This window comes from Tenacibaculum sp. IMCC1, assembly GCF_054906355.1.
Genome location: NZ_CM142818.1, coordinates 977625 through 994701, shown reverse-complemented (window position 1 = coordinate 994701; position 17077 = coordinate 977625). Strand labels below are relative to the sequence as shown.

Annotated in this window: 17 protein-coding genes; 9 read left to right on the top strand and 8 right to left on the bottom strand. The window is 32.3% G+C overall.

Annotated elements, in window-relative coordinates; genetic code table 11:
• Nucleotides 1–176: 176 nt before the first annotated feature.
• On the top strand, nt 177–1019 hold the full coding sequence (locus ACXIHB_RS04490) for a hypothetical protein (RefSeq protein ID WP_462099017.1): 843 nt from the start codon (nt 177–179) through the stop codon (nt 1017–1019).
• On the opposite strand, the gene ggt is transcribed toward ACXIHB_RS04490, so the two are convergent.
• The 3 genes from ggt to ACXIHB_RS04475 all read right to left on the bottom strand — a co-directional run bounded on the left by ggt (nt 1016) and on the right by ACXIHB_RS04475 (nt 4817).
• On the bottom strand, nt 1016–2695 hold the full coding sequence (gene ggt / locus ACXIHB_RS04485) for a gamma-glutamyltransferase (RefSeq protein ID WP_462099016.1): 1680 nt from the start codon (nt 2693–2695) through the stop codon (nt 1016–1018). The genes ACXIHB_RS04490 and ggt overlap by 4 nt on opposite strands.
• Before the next feature lie 6 nt (nt 2696–2701).
• The gene (locus ACXIHB_RS04480; protein WP_047789677.1) at nt 2702–3289 is read right to left on the bottom strand and encodes an acyl carrier protein phosphodiesterase; all 588 of its coding nucleotides are present in this window, start codon (nt 3287–3289) and stop codon (nt 2702–2704) included.
• A 64-nt stretch (nt 3290–3353) separates the two neighbouring features.
• Nucleotides 3354–4817, bottom strand: a complete 1464-nt coding sequence (locus tag ACXIHB_RS04475; protein ID WP_239180235.1) for an aminoacyl-histidine dipeptidase — start codon at nt 4815–4817, stop codon at nt 3354–3356.
• Between the two features lie 70 nt (nt 4818–4887).
• On the opposite strand from ACXIHB_RS04475, the gene recR reads away from it, so the two are divergent.
• Complete coding sequence (recR, locus tag ACXIHB_RS04470; protein ID WP_167714022.1) at nt 4888–5505, top strand: recombination mediator RecR; 618 nt, start codon at nt 4888–4890, stop codon at nt 5503–5505.
• Between the two features lie 60 nt (nt 5506–5565).
• On the opposite strand, the gene ACXIHB_RS04465 is transcribed toward recR, so the two are convergent.
• From ACXIHB_RS04465 to ACXIHB_RS04445, 5 genes are all read right to left on the bottom strand, one after another.
• Nucleotides 5566–5967, bottom strand: a complete 402-nt coding sequence (locus ACXIHB_RS04465; protein ID WP_159611774.1) for a lipocalin-like domain-containing protein — start codon at nt 5965–5967, stop codon at nt 5566–5568.
• Between the two features lie 73 nt (nt 5968–6040).
• The gene (locus tag ACXIHB_RS04460) at nt 6041–6631 is read right to left on the bottom strand and encodes a CopD family protein (protein ID WP_462099015.1); all 591 of its coding nucleotides are present in this window, start codon (nt 6629–6631) and stop codon (nt 6041–6043) included.
• A 162-nt stretch (nt 6632–6793) separates the two neighbouring features.
• On the bottom strand, nt 6794–7831 hold the full coding sequence (gene hemH, locus ACXIHB_RS04455; protein ID WP_159611770.1) for a ferrochelatase: 1038 nt from the start codon (nt 7829–7831) through the stop codon (nt 6794–6796).
• 1 nt (nt 7832) lies between these two features.
• Nucleotides 7833–8348: a TrmH family RNA methyltransferase gene (locus ACXIHB_RS04450; protein ID WP_047789683.1), complete on the bottom strand. Its 516-nt coding sequence runs from the start codon at nt 8346–8348 to the stop codon at nt 7833–7835.
• A gap of 30 nt (nt 8349–8378) precedes the next feature.
• The gene (locus ACXIHB_RS04445) at nt 8379–9263 is read right to left on the bottom strand and encodes a helix-turn-helix domain-containing protein (RefSeq protein ID WP_462099014.1); all 885 of its coding nucleotides are present in this window, start codon (nt 9261–9263) and stop codon (nt 8379–8381) included.
• Between the two features lie 211 nt (nt 9264–9474).
• Between ACXIHB_RS04445 and hemA the strand changes: the two genes are divergently transcribed.
• The 7 genes from hemA to hemE are packed head-to-tail and all read left to right on the top strand — an operon-like array spanning nt 9475 to nt 17058.
• Nucleotides 9475–10746 carry a glutamyl-tRNA reductase gene (gene hemA, locus ACXIHB_RS04440; RefSeq protein WP_462099331.1) on the top strand — a complete coding sequence of 424 codons (1272 nt, stop codon included), beginning with the start codon at nt 9475–9477 and terminating at the stop codon, nt 10744–10746.
• Nucleotides 10730–12316 (top strand): hydroxymethylbilane synthase, encoded by a 1587-nt coding sequence (hemC, locus tag ACXIHB_RS04435; protein WP_462099013.1) that lies wholly within the window; start codon nt 10730–10732, stop codon nt 12314–12316. Before hemA ends, hemC begins: the two co-directional genes overlap by 17 nt.
• Nucleotides 12317–12318: 2 nt before the next feature.
• Nucleotides 12319–12828: a hypothetical protein gene (locus tag ACXIHB_RS04430; protein ID WP_462099012.1), complete on the top strand. Its 510-nt coding sequence runs from the start codon at nt 12319–12321 to the stop codon at nt 12826–12828.
• The gene (locus ACXIHB_RS04425) at nt 12825–13652 is read left to right on the top strand and encodes a tetratricopeptide repeat protein (RefSeq protein WP_047789687.1); all 828 of its coding nucleotides are present in this window, start codon (nt 12825–12827) and stop codon (nt 13650–13652) included. Before ACXIHB_RS04430 ends, ACXIHB_RS04425 begins: the two co-directional genes overlap by 4 nt.
• Before the next feature lie 19 nt (nt 13653–13671).
• Nucleotides 13672–14634 (top strand): porphobilinogen synthase, encoded by a 963-nt coding sequence (hemB, locus tag ACXIHB_RS04420; protein WP_047789688.1) that lies wholly within the window; start codon nt 13672–13674, stop codon nt 14632–14634.
• A 58-nt stretch (nt 14635–14692) separates the two neighbouring features.
• Nucleotides 14693–15982, top strand: a complete 1290-nt coding sequence (hemL, locus tag ACXIHB_RS04415; RefSeq protein WP_462099011.1) for a glutamate-1-semialdehyde 2,1-aminomutase — start codon at nt 14693–14695, stop codon at nt 15980–15982.
• A 44-nt stretch (nt 15983–16026) separates the two neighbouring features.
• Nucleotides 16027–17058, top strand: coding sequence for a uroporphyrinogen decarboxylase (gene hemE / locus ACXIHB_RS04410; protein WP_047789690.1), 1032 nt, complete (start codon nt 16027–16029; stop codon nt 17056–17058).
• Nucleotides 17059–17077: the final 19 nt, after the last annotated feature.

Below are 17077 nucleotides of genomic sequence, written 5' to 3'. Positions count from 1 at the left end.
TTTTTCAAACATTAGTAGAAAAGAATTAAATACAAGAAAAAGAGTAAACTAAATTTAAGTCATACTGGAAAAACAAGGAGGAGTGAAAGGTGTAACTAGTTTACATTTAGTTGTTTGGAAGTAAGTAAAGAGGAGGTGAACGCTCCTTTTAATATAATTGTAAAAATAAATAAGTTATGTATAAATCAGATAGTTGTATACTAAGAAATCCAATGCCTAGTGGAGCTATCGAACCTAATGAGAATTCTGTAAATGGAATGTTAGAGTTTGATGGGTATTATTGGTGGACTAATTATCCGTTTGGAATATCGTATTCTGGATATTGGTTCAATAATCAACAATGGGATCCGCGCTGTGCGACTGTAGACAGTGATGGATTACATTTAAAAATGAAAGAAACACAACTGCCTAACGGTCTCAAACAATGGTCTTCAGTGGAGTTAGTGTTGTGGGGAAAGGTAGCCAACAACCCTAATACGGCAGGAAACCCACCACAACGTATGTATCCTGGTTATGGAAAATACTTGGTGGTAGCAGAAATACCAGTAGGTAGTTTTAATGATATAGCTAATAATTGTTGTTTTGGGGTGTTTACATATCAATATGAAAAAGATTCATCAATAACTAATTGTCATAGAGAATTGGATATGTTGGAATGTAGTAGGTGGAATAAGCCTAGTGATTCAACAAATGCACAATTTACATTGCAGCCTTGGGAACCTGCTGGAAATGTACATAGAATTACATTGAAGGATAAAGGTAAAATAACTATTGTAATGGATTGGAAAAATGAAAATACTCCAGTAATTTATTCAATTTATTATGGTATATATGATTTAAATAGTTTGCCTGCTAAGCCTGATATAAGTTGGACAACAGCAGCGAGTCAAAATCAGTATATTCCTAATGAAGGATGCCAAACAGTGCATTTAAATTTATGGAGACAACCACAAAATTATACTCCTTCTGAAGAGCAAGAAGTTGTGATTAAGAAGTTCCAGTATAAAAGAAATAATTAAAACCCTACAGCGGTATCGTCTCCTCTAGGGTCTGCACCGCCTTCTAGTTTTCCGTTAGGAAGCACTAAAATAGCATCTACTTTTCCTATAACAGGTGAATTTGCTTCATCTAATTTGTATCCTAATTGTTGTAAGTCTTTTTTTACTTGTTCGTCAAAACCTTTTGGTTCCATTTTAATTACATCTGGTAACCATTGATGATGAAAACGTGGTTGATTCACGGCTTCTTGCATTCCCATATCAAACTCATGTACATTTAAAATAGTTTGCAAAACTGAAGTAATAATTGTTGAACCTCCAGGAGTTCCTAAAACCATGTATAGTTGACCATTTTTTTCTACAATAGTAGGGGTCATAGAGCTTAACATGCGTTTTTCAGGTTCTATTTTATTGGCTTCAGCACCTACTAAACCAAACATATTCGGTACACCAGGTTTACTTGAAAAATCATCCATTTCATTGTTTAAGAAAAAACCTAAATCTGAACAATATAGTTTAGAACCGTAAGCTCCATTAATGGTTGTTGTGGCTGAAATAGCATTTCCAAATTGATCAACAATAGAGTAGTGGGTGGTTTCATCACTTTCAACCATTGTAATATTTCCATGAGAAACATCGGTTGAAGAGGTGGCTTTTTCAAAAGAAAAATCAAGCATTCGATTTTTTGTGTATTCTTTACTGATGAGTGTCTTAATAGGAATTTCTACAAAATCAGGATCTCCTAAGTAAAAACTTCTATCTGCATAAGCTCTACGTTCTGCTTCAGTAATTATCTGCATAGTTTTTGTTGAATTATGACCGTATTTATCTAAATCAAACGGTTCAATTCCGTTCATTATTTGTGCTAAACAAATTCCCCCACTAGCAGGTGGAGACATTGAAATAATTCGTAAATCGTCGTAGGTAAAAGTGATTGGAGTTCTCCATCTAGCTTCATACTTAGCCAAATCTTCTTCGGTCATAATTCCGCCATTGTTTTGCATAAAATCAACAAGGCGTTTAGCGGTTTCTCCTTTGTAAAACTCATCACGACCATTTTTTGCAATACGTTCTAAAGTTGCTGCTAAAGCAGTATATTTGATAGTGTCTCCCTTTTTCCAAGGCTTGTCAAAAAGAATAGAATCTTTATTTACTTCTAAAAAATAATGTTGATACTTTTTTATACGGTCTTCTTGTTTTTGAGTAACTACAACTCCTTTTTTAGCTAAAGCTATAATTGGTTTTAAAATCTCTTGAATAGGTAATGAGCCGAATTTTTCATGTGTAGCAAAAACACCAGCCACTGTTCCTGGAATTCCTGCAGCCATAGCTCCTAAAGTACTTTTGTTTTTAATTACATCTCCTATGCTATCTAAATACATGTCTTTATGAGCAGCAAGTGGAGCTTTTTCGCGATAGTCAAGCGCACCAATTTCTCCCGTGTTTTTTCGATAAACCATGAATCCACCACCACCAAGATTACCAGCGTAAGGATATGTTACTGCTAAAGCTAATTCTGTGGCTACCATAGCGTCGAAAGCATTTCCTCCTTTTTGTAAGATATCCGAACCAATTTGTGAAGCTTCTTTACGGGCAGAAACTACCATAGCCTTTTCAGTAATTGTACCTAGAACTTTTTCTTTTTTACAGCTATATAATACTATGAGTGTTAAAAAAAATAAGAATGCTTTTTTCATGTGTTGTTAACTTAGTTCTTTTAGTTTTTGATGAGAGAATGTGCGAAGGTCTTCAAAAAAAGTAGTGAAATCATTTTCGAAAATCTGATAATTCTCTAACAAATCTCCGGTTGCTAAATTCATTTTTGATTTCCCATTAGTGCGTCTATTCATTCCGTTTAGGACTTCCTGAATCCCTTTAGCAAATTGATAATTATATAACCAGTCATACTGTATCATGTAGGGTAGCATTTCTTGTGTTTTTTCAGGAAGAATATCAATATTGTCTTGAAGTAAATTATAGACAGAGTTTACATAGACGTCTAGTGGAATTTGTGAATAATTTTTCCAGTTTTTGGCTAAATAATGATCGTAAAAAATATCGATAATTACACCATCGTAATGTCGATAGCGTTCATGTAAACGTCGTTTGCTTATTCTGACAGTTTTATGCGCATCTGTATAGGTGTCAATTTCACGATGTAATATAATACCTTTTTGAATGTCTTCATGATAGTGAGAAAAGTTTTTTCCTTTTACATGATCGGCAATAAAATTACCAATCATCACATTAGTATTGTTGTCAGAAAGATATAAATGCGCTAGAAAATTCATTTTATAAATGTAAACAAAAAACCACAACTGAAAAGCTGTGGTTTTAAAGTTTATGTATAAGTCTTTAACTCTTAACTGGAGTGTTCTTTAAAATCTCTAATAAAAAATTCCAGAATTTTTGTGTTGATGATATTTGTGCGCGCTCATCAGGTGAGTGTGCACCTTTAATGTTTGGACCAAAAGAAACCATATCCATTTCTGGATAGTTTTGACCTAAAATACCACATTCTAACCCTGCATGACATGCAGCTACAATAGGTTTTTCGTTGTGTAACTCTTCATATAAATTAGTTACAGTTTTTAAAATCTCAGAATTTACGTTTGGTAACCATCCAGGATACGAACCAGAAAACTCTACATCAAAACCAGCTAATTCAAAAGATGAACGTAATGAGTTAGCTAAGTCCCACTTATTTGTTTCAGAAGAAGAACGTGTTAAACATCCAATTTTAATAGCTCCATCTTTTACAATAATACGAGCAATGTTGTTTGAGGTTTCTACTAAACCTTCAATATCAGGGCTCATTCGATATACACCATTTAAAGCAGCATAAACGGCTTTAATTAATCCTTCTTGAACGCCTAGATCCATTACAGTTTCAGGAGTGTCAATTTCTTTTAATTCAATAGTTAGATTAGGTTCTAGTGTTGAAAACTCAGCTTTGATGTTGTTGATAAGCTCATGTATTTCAAATTGGAAAGGTTCTTTAGAAACAGCATCAATAACTACAGTTGAAAAGCTTTCGCGAGGAATAGCATTACGTAAACTACCTCCGTTAATTTCCGAAACACGTAAACCAAAGTTGGTAAATCCATCAAATAATAAACGGTTCATAATTTTGTTAGCGTTTCCTAAACCTTTAATAATATCCATTCCTGAGTGACCACCATTTAGTCCAGTAACAGAAATTTCATAGGCGATTGTGTTTTCAGGAGTAGTTTCTTCACTATAATTTCTAGTAGCGGTAACATCTACACCACCAGCACATCCCATTCCTATTTCATCATCTTCTTCAGTGTCTAGATTTAATAAAATTTCACCTTCTAATAAACCTCCTTCAAGTCCCATTGCACCTGTCATACCTGTTTCTTCATCAATTGTGAATAAAGCCTCGATAGCAGGGTGAGGAATATCAGTAGATTCTAAAACTCCCATGATAGCGGCAACACCTAAACCGTTGTCGGCTCCTAATGTAGTTCCGTCAGCTTTAACCCAATCACCATCTACAAACATTTTAATTCCTTCGGTGTCAAAATCAAAAACAGTATCAGCATTTTTTTGGTGTACCATATCTAAATGGCTTTGCATTACTACTGTTTTTCTGTCTTCCATTCCAGTTGAAGCAGGCTTACGAATAATCACGTTTCCTACTTTATCAACCATGGTTTCAAGATTTAGTTTCTTACCGAAATCTACCATAAATTGAATGACTCTTTCCTCTTTTTTTGATGGACGAGGTACAGCGTTTAAGTCGGCAAAATTTTTCCAAACAGCTTTTGGTTCTAGGTTTCTTATCTCTGAATTCATGTGAATTGAAGTTTTAATTTTAAAGCTACGAAGATACTTAATCCTTATCGAAAAATTGTAAATTCGCAACATGGATTTTTCGTCGAAATTATTAGAAAATGCAGTAAATGAAGTAAGCAGATTACCGGGTATTGGTAAGCGTACTGCACTTCGTTTGGTGTTACATTTATTAAAACAACCGAAAGAAAATACGAAGTATTTGGCAGAGGCTTTAACGCATTTACGAAATGATGTAAAATCGTGTAAAAAGTGCCATAATATTTCAGATACAGTGTTATGTGATATTTGTAGTAATCCGAAGCGAAATGCTGAGATTGTATGTGTAGTGGAGGATATTCGTGATGTAATGGCGATTGAAAACACAGCACAATATAGAGGTTTGTATCATGTGTTAGGAGGGAAGATTTCTCCTATTGAAGGAATTGGTCCTCAAAACTTACAGATTGAATCATTAGTAGAAAAAGTAAAAGAAGGCGAAATTAAAGAGTTGATTTTTGCTCTGAGTTCTACCATGGAAGGTGATACCACCAATTTTTATATTTACAAACAGATAGAAAAATACGGAGTAACTACATCAACCATTGCTAGAGGAATCTCGGTAGGAGATGAGTTAGAATATGCAGATGAAGTTACTTTGGGAAGGAGTATTGTAAATAGGATACCGTTTGAACAATCGATAAAGGGATAAAAAACAGCTTTGAAATTTATTTCAAAGCTGTTTTTTAGGATGAGTCAAAATGTAAATAAGTTACTTCCTCTTAAAAACAGTTATATCTGTAAGAGTTTCTCCATTATATTCCTGTTTATATACAGATGTCATAGTATTACCATTATCAGAAAAAGTAATGCTTGAATCAGATGATTCACCATTGTTTATTCTTGAATAAACCCCATTTCCTTTGTTTGTCCATGTAGCGGAAAACTCATCCTCTATAATACATTCATCATCAATAGATTCATATGATACTGAGTTAAAGGTTCCATTTTCTTTAAAAGTAACAGAAGATTTCTTTTCACAATCACTTGCTTCTATGCCTTCTTCAGAAAACTTATACCAAGTTCCTACTATAGGGTCTAAATTGTTTTCATCATCAGAAGAACAAGCTAATAAGCTAAACATAGCAATTGTTAAAACTAAAATTTTTTTCATAGTTAAATGTGATTTAATTTGAGGTTTATAATTTGTCGCGAAAGTAGTAAAGTTACTTGTTATAAAAAAGAAATTAATTGTTAGTTTTTTTATCATCATCCATCAATTCTTGCTCGTATTTATCCCAAGATTTTTTAGCTCTTACCTTTTTATAATAACGAATACCAATCATCAATAATACTCCAAATAAGATAATTCCTACAACGCCCCAAATCCAGTTGATAGCACTTTTTAAAACGACTAAAAATACAACAGCGAATAAAATTACAGTTGGAATTTCATTAAATAAGCGGAGTTTATTAGATGTGTATTTAATCTGATCATGTTGTAGTTCTTTGTATATTTTATGGCAAAATCCGTGGTAAAAATATAGCGCTAATACAAAAGCTAATTTTACATGCATCCAAGGCATTTTTAAGTAATAAGGATTTTTATATAGCATCCAAAAAGCAAAAAAACTTGCTAAAAATAAAGAAGGCCAAGTAATAATATACCATAAACGTTTAGACATTAACTTGTATTGTGTTTGTAATATAGACTTGGCTAGTTCGTCTTTTTTTTCAGCTTCTACATGGTAAATAAACAGACGACCTATGTAAAATAATCCTGCAAACCAAGTTACTACAAATATAATGTGTAATGCTTTTACGTATAGAAAATCCATGAGTTTTAATGTTTGAAAGTTGTAAAGTTACAAGTTTTTAATTTTGTTAACTTATGACTTGAAAGAGATTATCACGTCGTTATCGCTTCTCATAATGACAGTTTTTGTGTCATTGCGAGTCTTTCGACTGTGGCTCAAGAGAAGCGAAAGCGTGGCAATCTGTTAATTGTTTGTTGTTAACTGAAATTCATTAATCCATCCTGCTAAAACATTTACCCATTCATCATTGTCGTTAATACAAGGAACTGTGTGAAATTCTTCACCACCAGCTTCTAAGAACTCGTGTTTTCCTTCCATAGCTATTTCCTCTAGTGTTTCTAAACAATCAGAAACAAAGGCAGGAGTTACAATTGCTAATTTTTTAATGCCGTCTTTTTCGGCTTTATTCACAATAGTTCTGTCGGTATAGGGTTGTAACCAAGGATCCACTCCTAAACGTGATTGGAATGAGGTAGAAACTTTATTTTCGTCTAATCCTAATTCAGAAATTACATTTTTAGTGGTTTGATAACATTGATGACGGTAGCAATATTTATGAGCTTCTGAAGGAGTATTACAACAACTTAAATTTCCTGCTTCAGGATTACAGTGCGATTTTGTAATGTCAGATTTTCTGATGTGACGCTCTGGAACTCCATGATAAGAGAATAAAATATGGTCATAATCTTTATCAGATAAATAATCTTTTATGCTATTAGATAGTGCTTTTATATATTCTGGTTTGTTATAAAAAGCAGGTACATCGGTAATTTTCATGTTAGGAAAGAATTCTTTTCTTAACTCTTCAGCTAATACCAAGATAGTCTCTGTAGTTGCCATGGCAAACTGAGGGTATAACGGAACTAATAGTACTTCTGTGACGCCTTTATCATGTAGTTCTTGTAATCCACTTTTAATTGAAGGGTTTCCATAACGCATTGCTAAGGAAATAGGAAGTTCTGTTTTTGCTTGTACTTTGTTTTGTAAACGTTCTGATAATACAATTAAAGGAGAGCCTTCTTTCCACCAAATTTTTTGATAGGCTTCTGCCGATTTTTTAGGACGAGTATTTAAAATAATACCTTTAACAATAAATGTTCTTAGCCAGTAAGGAACGTCAATAACACGTTCGTCCATTAAAAATTCTCCTAAGTATTTTTTTACGTCTTTAGGGTTTGTGCTTTCTGGTGAGCCAAGGTTTACTAATAAAACTCCTTTCATACTATTTCAAGTTCTTTTCTTTTAACTGATTTGTCGTTTCGTATAATGCGATAGCTAAACTGTGAATTACATTCATGCTAGAATTTCTTCCGTACATTGGTATCGCAACTGTTGCGTCTACTAAATTTATGTTTTCTATACCGTTTCTTTCGCTACCCAAAAGTAATACAATTTTAGAATGTGTACAGAAATCGTAATCGCTAATATCTATGCTTTCATCGGTAATTTCAATTCCAATAATAGTGTTTCCTTCTTCTTTTAATTGATGGATAAGTTGTTCGAAATTGTTATACGTATTATGTGATATTTGTTGAATTGTATTTCGAGCAGTTTTTTTTACAATTCTATTATCTACAGAAGGAGAGCTTTCGTGTAAATATATTTTAGATACGCCAAAACTTTCTGAAATTCGAAAACACATTCCTATATTTTCAGGAGTACGGATAGTATCACAAACAATGGTTATAGGAAATTCTTTTTGGTTATTTTCTATATCGTAATGAGTAAGTTGTTTCATTTTGTAAGATTATGAGTTTTTAATTTTTTTCTACTGTTGTAAACTCATTATATATTGTTTAGGGGTAGTGCCAAACTTTTTTTTAAAAGCAGCAATAAAATGACTAGAAGTACTATAACCAACCTGTAAACCAACTTCGTTAACATTATATTGGTTACTTTCTAATAGTTTTCTAGCATGATCCATTTTATAGTCAAACAAAAAGCTGTATACAGTATCTCCATAAATTTGTTTGAATCCTTCTTTTAATTTTTTTAAGTTTAAACCTACTTCGTTAGATAAATCTTGTAAACTAGGAGGCTCACTCATTCTAGCAATGATTATATCTTTTGCTTTTCTTATTTTTAAAACTTCACGATCATCCACCAAAAAAGGACAATATTCTTCGTTGGTGTTTTCACCGCTGTCAAAATGTAAACTTAATAGCTCGTATGTTTTTCCTTTTATATAAAGGTCTTTCATAGAGCTTTGGTTTTTCGCTGTTAAAATTTGTTGAAGTACGAATAAAACATTAGCACTTATTTCTGCGTTGTCGTAATATTTTTTATTTTTATTATTTTCACTTAAAAAAGGTATATAACTAGCTTCTTTAGAGAAAAGAGCGTGAAACTTTTCAATAGAAATTAAAACTGAAACCAAAGAGGTTTTAGGTAGTATTTCTAAATTGATAGGTAAATCTTGTTGTGGGTTATATAGGAAAATTGAATGTTTGTCTAAAACATTAAAAGTATAACTATTGTTATTGAAGTTAAACTTACAATTACCTTTAACACAGTAGTGTAGTTGTATGTATGAGTTGTCTATATCTCTTTTAAAAAACTCCGTTTGGTCAGAATTGTTTTGAAATTTTAGGACAAAAAAACCTTTTTCTATAGAAATTTCTCTAAATGTACTTTCTGCGATGTTTTTTGACATGAATTTAGTGGTTTACGTAAAACTTGTTATTTAGAATGGTTCTAAAATAAAATGTTTTCCCTAGTCTATTTTACTACAAAAATACACTTTTACAGAAGTTTTTAGGGGGTTTTTAAGTGAAAAAACAAATAGCGACATTAAAAGTTCTTTTAGCGATACTTTTTTTTGTTCAATATTTATATTTTTGACCGACTTTTTTGAAGAAGACTCAATGATAGTAGAAAACAAACAACATAATAATTTATACAATATAGGCGTTAGTTATAAAAAGGCTGATGCTTTGATTAGGGGGAAATTTAGTATTTCTAAAGAAAATCAAATACAACTTTTAGAAGAAGCCAAGCAAAGAGGTATAGACGGAATTTTTGTGTTGTCTACTTGTAATAGAACAGAAATTTGTGGTTTTGCAGAACATCCTTTTCAGTTAATAAGCATGTTGTGTAAATACTCAAATGGTTCGGTAGAAGAATTTGCAAACGTATCAAACGTATACAAAAACAAAGAGGCTATTAACCACCTTTTTAGAATGGGAACAGGGTTAGATAGCCAAATTTTAGGTGACTACGAAATAGTAGGGCAGTTACGTCAGGCATTTAAACAAGCTAAAGAAGTAGGGACTACAAATGCTTATTTTGAGCGTTTGTTGAACCATGTAATGCAAGCAAGCAAGCGAGTTAAAAATGAAACTAAGTTAAGTTCAGGTACCACTTCAGTATCATATGCAGCTGTTCAATACTTAATTAATAATTTACCAGATTACAACTCGAAAAATATTTTAGTATTTGGATTAGGTAAAATGGGAAAACATACCTGTAAAAACCTAGCAGAATACACACAAAATAAATCGGTAAGTTTAATTAATAGAACTGAAGAAAAGACTTCAGCATTTGTAAAAGAACATAATTCTATTAGAAAAGCGTCATATGCAAATTTAGCAAAGGAGATTTCAAATAGTGATGTTCTAATTGTTTCTACAGGAGCAAGTTTTCCTACGGTTACAAAAGAACATGTTTCAACAGATAAGGAATTATTGATTTTAGATTTATCAATGCCAGCAAATGTGTCAAAAGAAGTGGCAGGTTTAGAGAATGTAACAATGGTAAATGTAGATGATCTTTCCAAAATAACTGATGAAACATTAGCAATACGCCAACAAGAAGTACCATTAGCAGAGGCGATTATTGAAACTCATAACCAAGAATTTCAAGAATGGTTAAATCATAGAAGATTTACGCCAGCAATTACTGCTTTAAAAGAATCATTACAAAATATTCAACAAGGAGAAATAGCCTTCCATAAGAAGAAAATTAAAAATTTTGATGAAGAACAGGCAGAAATATTAACATCAAGATTTATTCAAAAAATAACCACACAGTTTGTTAAACACTTAAAAGACGAAGAAACTTCGGTAAATACAAGTATTGAAGTAATGGCTAAAGTGTTTGGAGCAAATTTAGAAACCATCCATGCAGAAGATAATTAGAATAGGTACCCGCGATAGCCAATTGGCTATGTGGCAAGCAAGAAAAGTTCAAAAACTTTTAGAAGAATTAGGCCATCAAACTCAATTAATCCCCGTTAAAGCAACGGGTGATTTAGTTTTAGATAAACCCCTTTATGAATTAGGAATTACAGGGATTTTTACTAAAAATTTAGATATCGCTATGTTGAATGACGACATTGATATTGCAGTACATTCTATGAAAGATGTTCCTACAGTATTGCCAGAAGGTATTATACAAGCAGCTGTTTTAAAACGTGCTAATTATAACGATATATTGTTGTTAAAGGACAATGAAGAGTTTATGGCGCAACCCAACGGAGTAGTTGCTACAGGTAGTTTACGTAGAAAAGCCCAATGGTTAAATCGTTATCCAACTCACAAGGTAGAGGGTTTACGTGGAAATGTAAATACACGCTTACAAAAGTTAGAAAGTAATGACTGGAACGGTGCTATTTTTGCAGCAGCAGGATTGGAACGTGTAGGTTTAAGACCTAAAGGAGCTGTTAATTTGTCTTGGATGATTCCTGCACCAGCACAAGGAGCTATAATGGTTACAGCTTTAGATGAAAATCAAGAAATAAAAGAAATTTGTGCTAACCTAAATGATAAAGACACTGAAATTTGTACAGGTATAGAGCGTGAGTTTTTAAATCGTTTAGAAGGAGGATGTACAGCACCTATTGGTGCATTAGCTTTTATAAATGAGAAAGAAGAAGAAATTAACTTTAAAGGAGTTTTACTAAGTAGAGATGGTAAAAAGAAAATTGAAGTTAGCAAGAAAGTAAAAGTAGGAAAACATAAATATATAGCAAAAGATTGTGCGAATTACGTGATAGATAAAGGAGGGAAGCTAATTATGATGGAAGACGAAGGAATTGAAAAACAGTTTTCAATCTATTCGACAAAAAAACTATCAGAAGCACAAAAAAAACTATTACCAACAAGCATGAATGTTCAGGATAGTGATTTTATTAAAATTCGTTTTAATAGAATTGCTCCTAAAGTAGTTAAGGAAGAAATAGAAAATGTAATTATTACTAGTAAAAACGGAGTAGAAGCATTACTAAACTCATTTACTTCAGATGAATTACAATTTAAAAATATTTATTGTGTTGGTAGAAGAACCAAAAAGTTAATTGAACAACGTATAGGAAAAGTAACACACTCAGAAAGAAATGCTAAGAAACTTTCTGATTATCTATCAAAAGAATTAAAAGGGCAGGAGGTAACTTATTTCTGTAGTAATCTACGTTTAGATACTTTACCACTTATCTTAAAAGCAAAGGGCATTACTGTAAATGAAGTAGAAGCTTATAAAACAACGTATAGTCCAGTAAAAGTTAATGAAAAGGTAAATGGAGTGTTGTTTTATAGCCCATCAACAGTAGAGAGTTACATGGAAAAAAATACTGCAGATAAAATAGCCTTTTGTATTGGAGATAGTACTGCTAACGAAGCAAAAAAACATTTTAAAGAAGTACAAATAGCAAAATTACCAACAGTAGAAAGCGTTTTGGAGTTGGTTAATTTACATTTTGTAAAGGAATAGAAATGAAGGGAATGTTTTATTTTATGTGTTTTTTGTTTCTTTTTAGCTGTAAAAATAAAAAGACAGAAAAACTTATATATCCACGTCAAATAGGAGATATTAGTTATGATGTAAAGTTAGACAGTCCAAGTTTTATTCCATGCAACGAAAATGATAAAATATTTCAATACTTCAATAATGGCAAAGGTTTAGAGTATAAAGGAAGTAAAAGAGAAATAGAAAATTTATTTAAAAAAAAGTATACTCATATAAAAGTGGATGAAAGCGGATTGATAAGGATTCGTTTCATTGTTAACTGTAAAGGAGAAACAGGCAGGTTTAGAGTTATACAAATGAATAATAACTACGAACAATTTACTTTTGATAATAGAATTACTAATCAGCTATTGATGTTAACTCAAAGCTTAAATGGCTGGAAAACAAAACAAGATGGTCGAGATAGAGAAATAGATTATTATCAATACTTGATATTTAAAATTGAAAAAGGAAACCTTATTGAAATTTTACCATGAGATCTATTATAATATGTTTGTTAAGTTTTTTTGCGAGTAATACTTTTACTCAAAACTGCAATGCATACAAATGGGAAGGGGAGATTAAAAAATATGAGGCTTGTAAAAAACAAAAAGAAGCCTATCAATTTTATCAGTTCACCAAAGAGTATCAAGAATTATTAGATGAAGCCATACAGATAGATTCTACTTATGATAAAGCTTATTGGGCTAAGTCAATTGCATATTTAAAAAGTGGAGATTTTTTATCATGGAAACCATTAATTGACAAGGCTGTAGAATTAAATCCTAAAATGCATTTAGGTTATAGAGGATGGTGTAGATATCAATTTTTTAGAGATTATAAAGGAGCTATAAAAGATATAGAACAATATGAAAAAATTATAAAAGATGATATAGGTTACTGTCAAAATGGAGACTATCATTTACGAATAGCAAAAGCAATTTGTTATAAAGCAGTTGGAAAAAAAGATAAGGCAATTAAAATAATAGAGGATTATTTAAAAGATAATAACGAAGAACCTGATCTGTACAACTATTTTCATCTAGGAGTTTTGTATTTCGAAAAAGGAAATTATAATAGAGCTTTAAGTAACCTCATGAAGCAAAAGGAGAATAATAATTTAGCAGATAATAGGTACTACATAGCAATGTGTTATAAAAAAAAGAATAACCTCAATAAGTATAAAGAAATAATATTAGAAGCAAAGAAGTTATTTGAAGAAGGATATTTATTAAATGATCCATACACTCATCACTATGATAAGGTGTATTTGTCTCAAATAGAAGAAGAAATTAATAAAAGTAAAAGATTTACCCCTTAAACTTTTAAAAAGAAAATTAATGTTTAGAACACGAAGACTAAGAAAAACAGAAAACATCCGTCGATTAGTTAGAGAAAATAAGCTTTCGGTAGATGATTTTGTATACCCATTATTTATTGAAGAAGGAACAGGCATTGAAACCGAAATTCCATCAATGCCAGGAATCAATCGTTATTCATTAGATACTATTTCTAAAGAATTAGATGAAGTTGTAGCTTTAAAAATTCCAGCAGTATTATTATTCGGTATTCCATCTAAAAAAGATGATGAAGGGACTGAAACTTGGAATGATAACGGAATTATGCAACAAGCTATCCGATTCATAAAAAAGAATTACCCAAGTTTATATGTAATTACTGATGTATGTTTTTGTGAATATACAAGTCATGGTCACTGTGGAGTTATACACGATAATGATGTAGATAACGATGCAACTCTAGTTAACTTAGCAAAACAAACCGTATCACATGCGAAAGCTGGAGCAGATATGGTAGCACCATCAGGAATGATGGACGGTGCTATAGCTATGATGCGTGAGTCGTTAGATAATACAGGTTTTGCGAACTTACCAATCATGGGATATTCTGTAAAATACGCATCAGGATTTTACGGACCTTTCAGAGAAGCGGTAGATTCAGCACCGTCGTTTGGAGATAGAAGAACGTATCAAATGGATCCTTCTAATAGAGATGAAGGTTTACGTGAAGCAACTTTTGATGATGAAGAAGGAGCAGATATTTTAATGGTAAAACCAGCTCTATCGTATTTAGATATCATAAGAGATTTAAAAAATAATTTTGATAGACCTATTGCTTGCTATAATGTAAGTGGAGAATACTCAATGGTAAAAGCAGCAGCCGAAAAAGGTTGGATTGATGGTGAAAAAGTAATGATGGAGAGCTTACTTTCTATGAAAAGAGCTGGAGCAGATATTATCATAACCTATTTTGCCAAAGAAGCAGCTAGAGTTTTAAATAGATAATTAAAAAATGAGTTAATCAACTAAAAACTCATAATTAACAACTAATAATTAGCGAAGAATGAGCTTTAAGAAATCACAAGAATTATATAACAAAGGATTAGAAAACTTAGTAGGAGCAGTAAATTCACCAGTGCGTGCATTTGCATCCGTAGGAGGGAATCCTTTATTCATAAAAAAAGCGAAAGGAAGTAAGATTATTGATGTAGATGGTAATTCGTACATCGATTTAGTATTGTCATACGGTCCAATGATTTTAGGACACCGTTATAAAAAAGTAGAAAAAGCTATTAGAAAAGCGTTGAAAAACGGGTATTCTTTTGGAGCATCAACAAAAGGTGAAATTAAATTAGCAAAAATTGTTTGTGATGCTTTTCCAGGAATGGACAAGGTTCGTTTTGTAAATTCTGGTACAGAGGCTGTATTAAGCGGAATTCGTTTAGCGAGAGCGTTTACTGGAAAAGACAAAATTATAAAGTTTGCAGGTTGTTATCACGGGCATCAAGATGCTTTATTAGTAGCTGCAGGTTCTGGTTTAGCTACGTTGAGTTTACCAGGAAGTAAAGGAGTTCCAGAAGGAGCTGTAAAAAATACGTTGATTGCAAATTACAACGATTTAGAAAGTGTAAAAGCACATTTTGAAGCTCATGATGATATTGCAGGAGTTATTTTAGAACCTATCGCAGGAAACATGGGAGTAGTAACTCCACAAGATGACTTCTTAAAAGAATTAAAAGAGTACGTAAACTCAAAAGGAGCTTTATTAATTATTGATGAGGTAATGACAGGTTTCCGTTCTAAGTTTGGGGGAGCTCAAGAAATATTAGGTGTTGAAGCTGACATTACTTGTTTAGGAAAAGTAATTGGAGGAGGTTTTCCAGTAGGAGCCTATGGAGCACGTAATGAAATTATGGAAACAGTAGCCCCATTAGGAGGAATGTACCAAGCAGGAACATTGAGTGGTAACCCAATTGCCATGGCAGCAGGAATTTCAACCTTAACAGAATTAAAGAAGCAAAATCCATATGAAAGGTTCAATGAGATAGCTCAAATTATTGAGGTACTCTTACTAGAATCAGCAAAAAAGCACGGAGTTGAAATTACAGTTAACCGATTTGGTTCGATGATTAATCCATTCTTTACTAATAAAAAAGTAACCAACTTTGAAGATGCACAAACTTCAGATACGAAGAAATATGCAACTTTCTTTTGGGAAATGACTAAAAATGGGGTGTTTTTACCTCCAAGTCAGTTTGAAGCTTGGTTCTTATCATCAGCATTAACAGAAAAAGATATTCAAGAGATAGCTAATGCCATTGATAAGTCGATGGAAGCAGTATCAAAAATGTAGAATAAATAATTGTCATTACGAGGAAGAATGACGTACAGATAGACATGATAAAAAACGATTTATTTTTAAGAGCATTAAAAGGAGAAACAGTTGATCGTCCACCAGTATGGATGATGCGTCAAGCAGGAAGGTATTTGCCAGAGTTTATGGAAATTCGAGAAAAGTACGATTTCTTTACACGCTGTAGAACTCCAGAATTAGCATCAGAAATTACAGTACAACCAATTCGTAGATACGGAATGGATGCTGCAATATTATTCTCAGACATTTTAGTAATTCCACAAGCAATGAATATTGAAGTGGAAATGAAACCAAATTTTGGACCTTATTTACCAAACCCTGTAAGAGACAAAAAAGGATTAGATAGTGTAATTATACCTGATATTCATGAAGAATTAGGCTATGTAATGGATGCTATTAAAGCAACTAAAGAAAAGCTGAATGATGAAATACCATTGATAGGTTTTGCAGGGTCTCCATGGACAATTTTATGTTATGTTGTACAAGGACAAGGGTCTAAGAATTTTGATAAGGCAAAAGAATTTTGTTTTACGCAACCAGTTTTGGCACACGAATTGCTTCAGAAGATTACAGATACCACAATTGCTTATTTAAAAGAAAAGGTAAAAGCAGGTGTGAATGCTGTACAAGTTTTTGATTCTTGGGGAGGAATGTTATCTCCAACAGATTATCAGGAGTTTTCATGGCAATACATTAATCAAATAATAGAAGCATTAAAAGATGATGCACCAGTAATAGCTTTTGGTAAAGGATGTTGGTTTGCCTTACATGAAATGGCACAATCAAATGCTTCAGCTTTAGGAGTAGACTGGACGTGTTCAGCAAGAAATGCACGCTATTTAACAGGAGGAAATATTACATTACAAGGTAATTTTGATCCTTCAAGATTATTGTCTCCACCGGCCGAAATAAAAAAGATGGTACACCAAATGATAAATGAGTTTGGTAAAGACAAATATATTGTTAACTTGGGGCACGGAATTTTACCAAATATACCGATAGAGAATGCAAAAGCATTTATAGATGCGGTAAAAGAGTATAAAGCCGACAGATAACCCCTTTTAAATAATTAAA

What these genes read in the sequence shown, in the direction of transcription:
- recR (WP_167714022.1), top strand. Translation starts at nt 4,888, where the DNA reads ATGGATTTTTCGTCGAAATTATTAGAAAATGCAGTAAATGAAGTAAGC.
- ACXIHB_RS04445 (WP_462099014.1), bottom strand. Translation starts at nt 9,263, where the DNA reads ATGTCAAAAAACATCGCAGAAAGTACATTTAGAGAAATTTCTATAGAA.
- ACXIHB_RS04475 (WP_239180235.1), bottom strand. Translation starts at nt 4,817, where the DNA reads ATGAATTCAGAGATAAGAAACCTAGAACCAAAAGCTGTTTGGAAAAAT.
- hemA (WP_462099331.1), top strand. Translation starts at nt 9,475, where the DNA reads ATGATAGTAGAAAACAAACAACATAATAATTTATACAATATAGGCGTT.
- ACXIHB_RS04460 (WP_462099015.1), bottom strand. Translation starts at nt 6,631, where the DNA reads ATGGATTTTCTATACGTAAAAGCATTACACATTATATTTGTAGTAACT.
- ACXIHB_RS04425 (WP_047789687.1), top strand. Translation starts at nt 12,825, where the DNA reads ATGAGATCTATTATAATATGTTTGTTAAGTTTTTTTGCGAGTAATACT.
- hemL (WP_462099011.1), top strand. Translation starts at nt 14,693, where the DNA reads ATGAGCTTTAAGAAATCACAAGAATTATATAACAAAGGATTAGAAAAC.
- hemB (WP_047789688.1), top strand. Translation starts at nt 13,672, where the DNA reads ATGTTTAGAACACGAAGACTAAGAAAAACAGAAAACATCCGTCGATTA.
- ACXIHB_RS04430 (WP_462099012.1), top strand. Translation starts at nt 12,319, where the DNA reads ATGAAGGGAATGTTTTATTTTATGTGTTTTTTGTTTCTTTTTAGCTGT.
- ggt (WP_462099016.1), bottom strand. Translation starts at nt 2,695, where the DNA reads ATGAAAAAAGCATTCTTATTTTTTTTAACACTCATAGTATTATATAGC.
- hemE (WP_047789690.1), top strand. Translation starts at nt 16,027, where the DNA reads ATGATAAAAAACGATTTATTTTTAAGAGCATTAAAAGGAGAAACAGTT.
- ACXIHB_RS04480 (WP_047789677.1), bottom strand. Translation starts at nt 3,289, where the DNA reads ATGAATTTTCTAGCGCATTTATATCTTTCTGACAACAATACTAATGTG.
- ACXIHB_RS04490 (WP_462099017.1), top strand. Translation starts at nt 177, where the DNA reads ATGTATAAATCAGATAGTTGTATACTAAGAAATCCAATGCCTAGTGGA.
- hemH (WP_159611770.1), bottom strand. Translation starts at nt 7,831, where the DNA reads ATGAAAGGAGTTTTATTAGTAAACCTTGGCTCACCAGAAAGCACAAAC.
- hemC (WP_462099013.1), top strand. Translation starts at nt 10,730, where the DNA reads ATGCAGAAGATAATTAGAATAGGTACCCGCGATAGCCAATTGGCTATG.
- ACXIHB_RS04450 (WP_047789683.1), bottom strand. Translation starts at nt 8,348, where the DNA reads ATGAAACAACTTACTCATTACGATATAGAAAATAACCAAAAAGAATTT.
- ACXIHB_RS04465 (WP_159611774.1), bottom strand. Translation starts at nt 5,967, where the DNA reads ATGAAAAAAATTTTAGTTTTAACAATTGCTATGTTTAGCTTATTAGCT.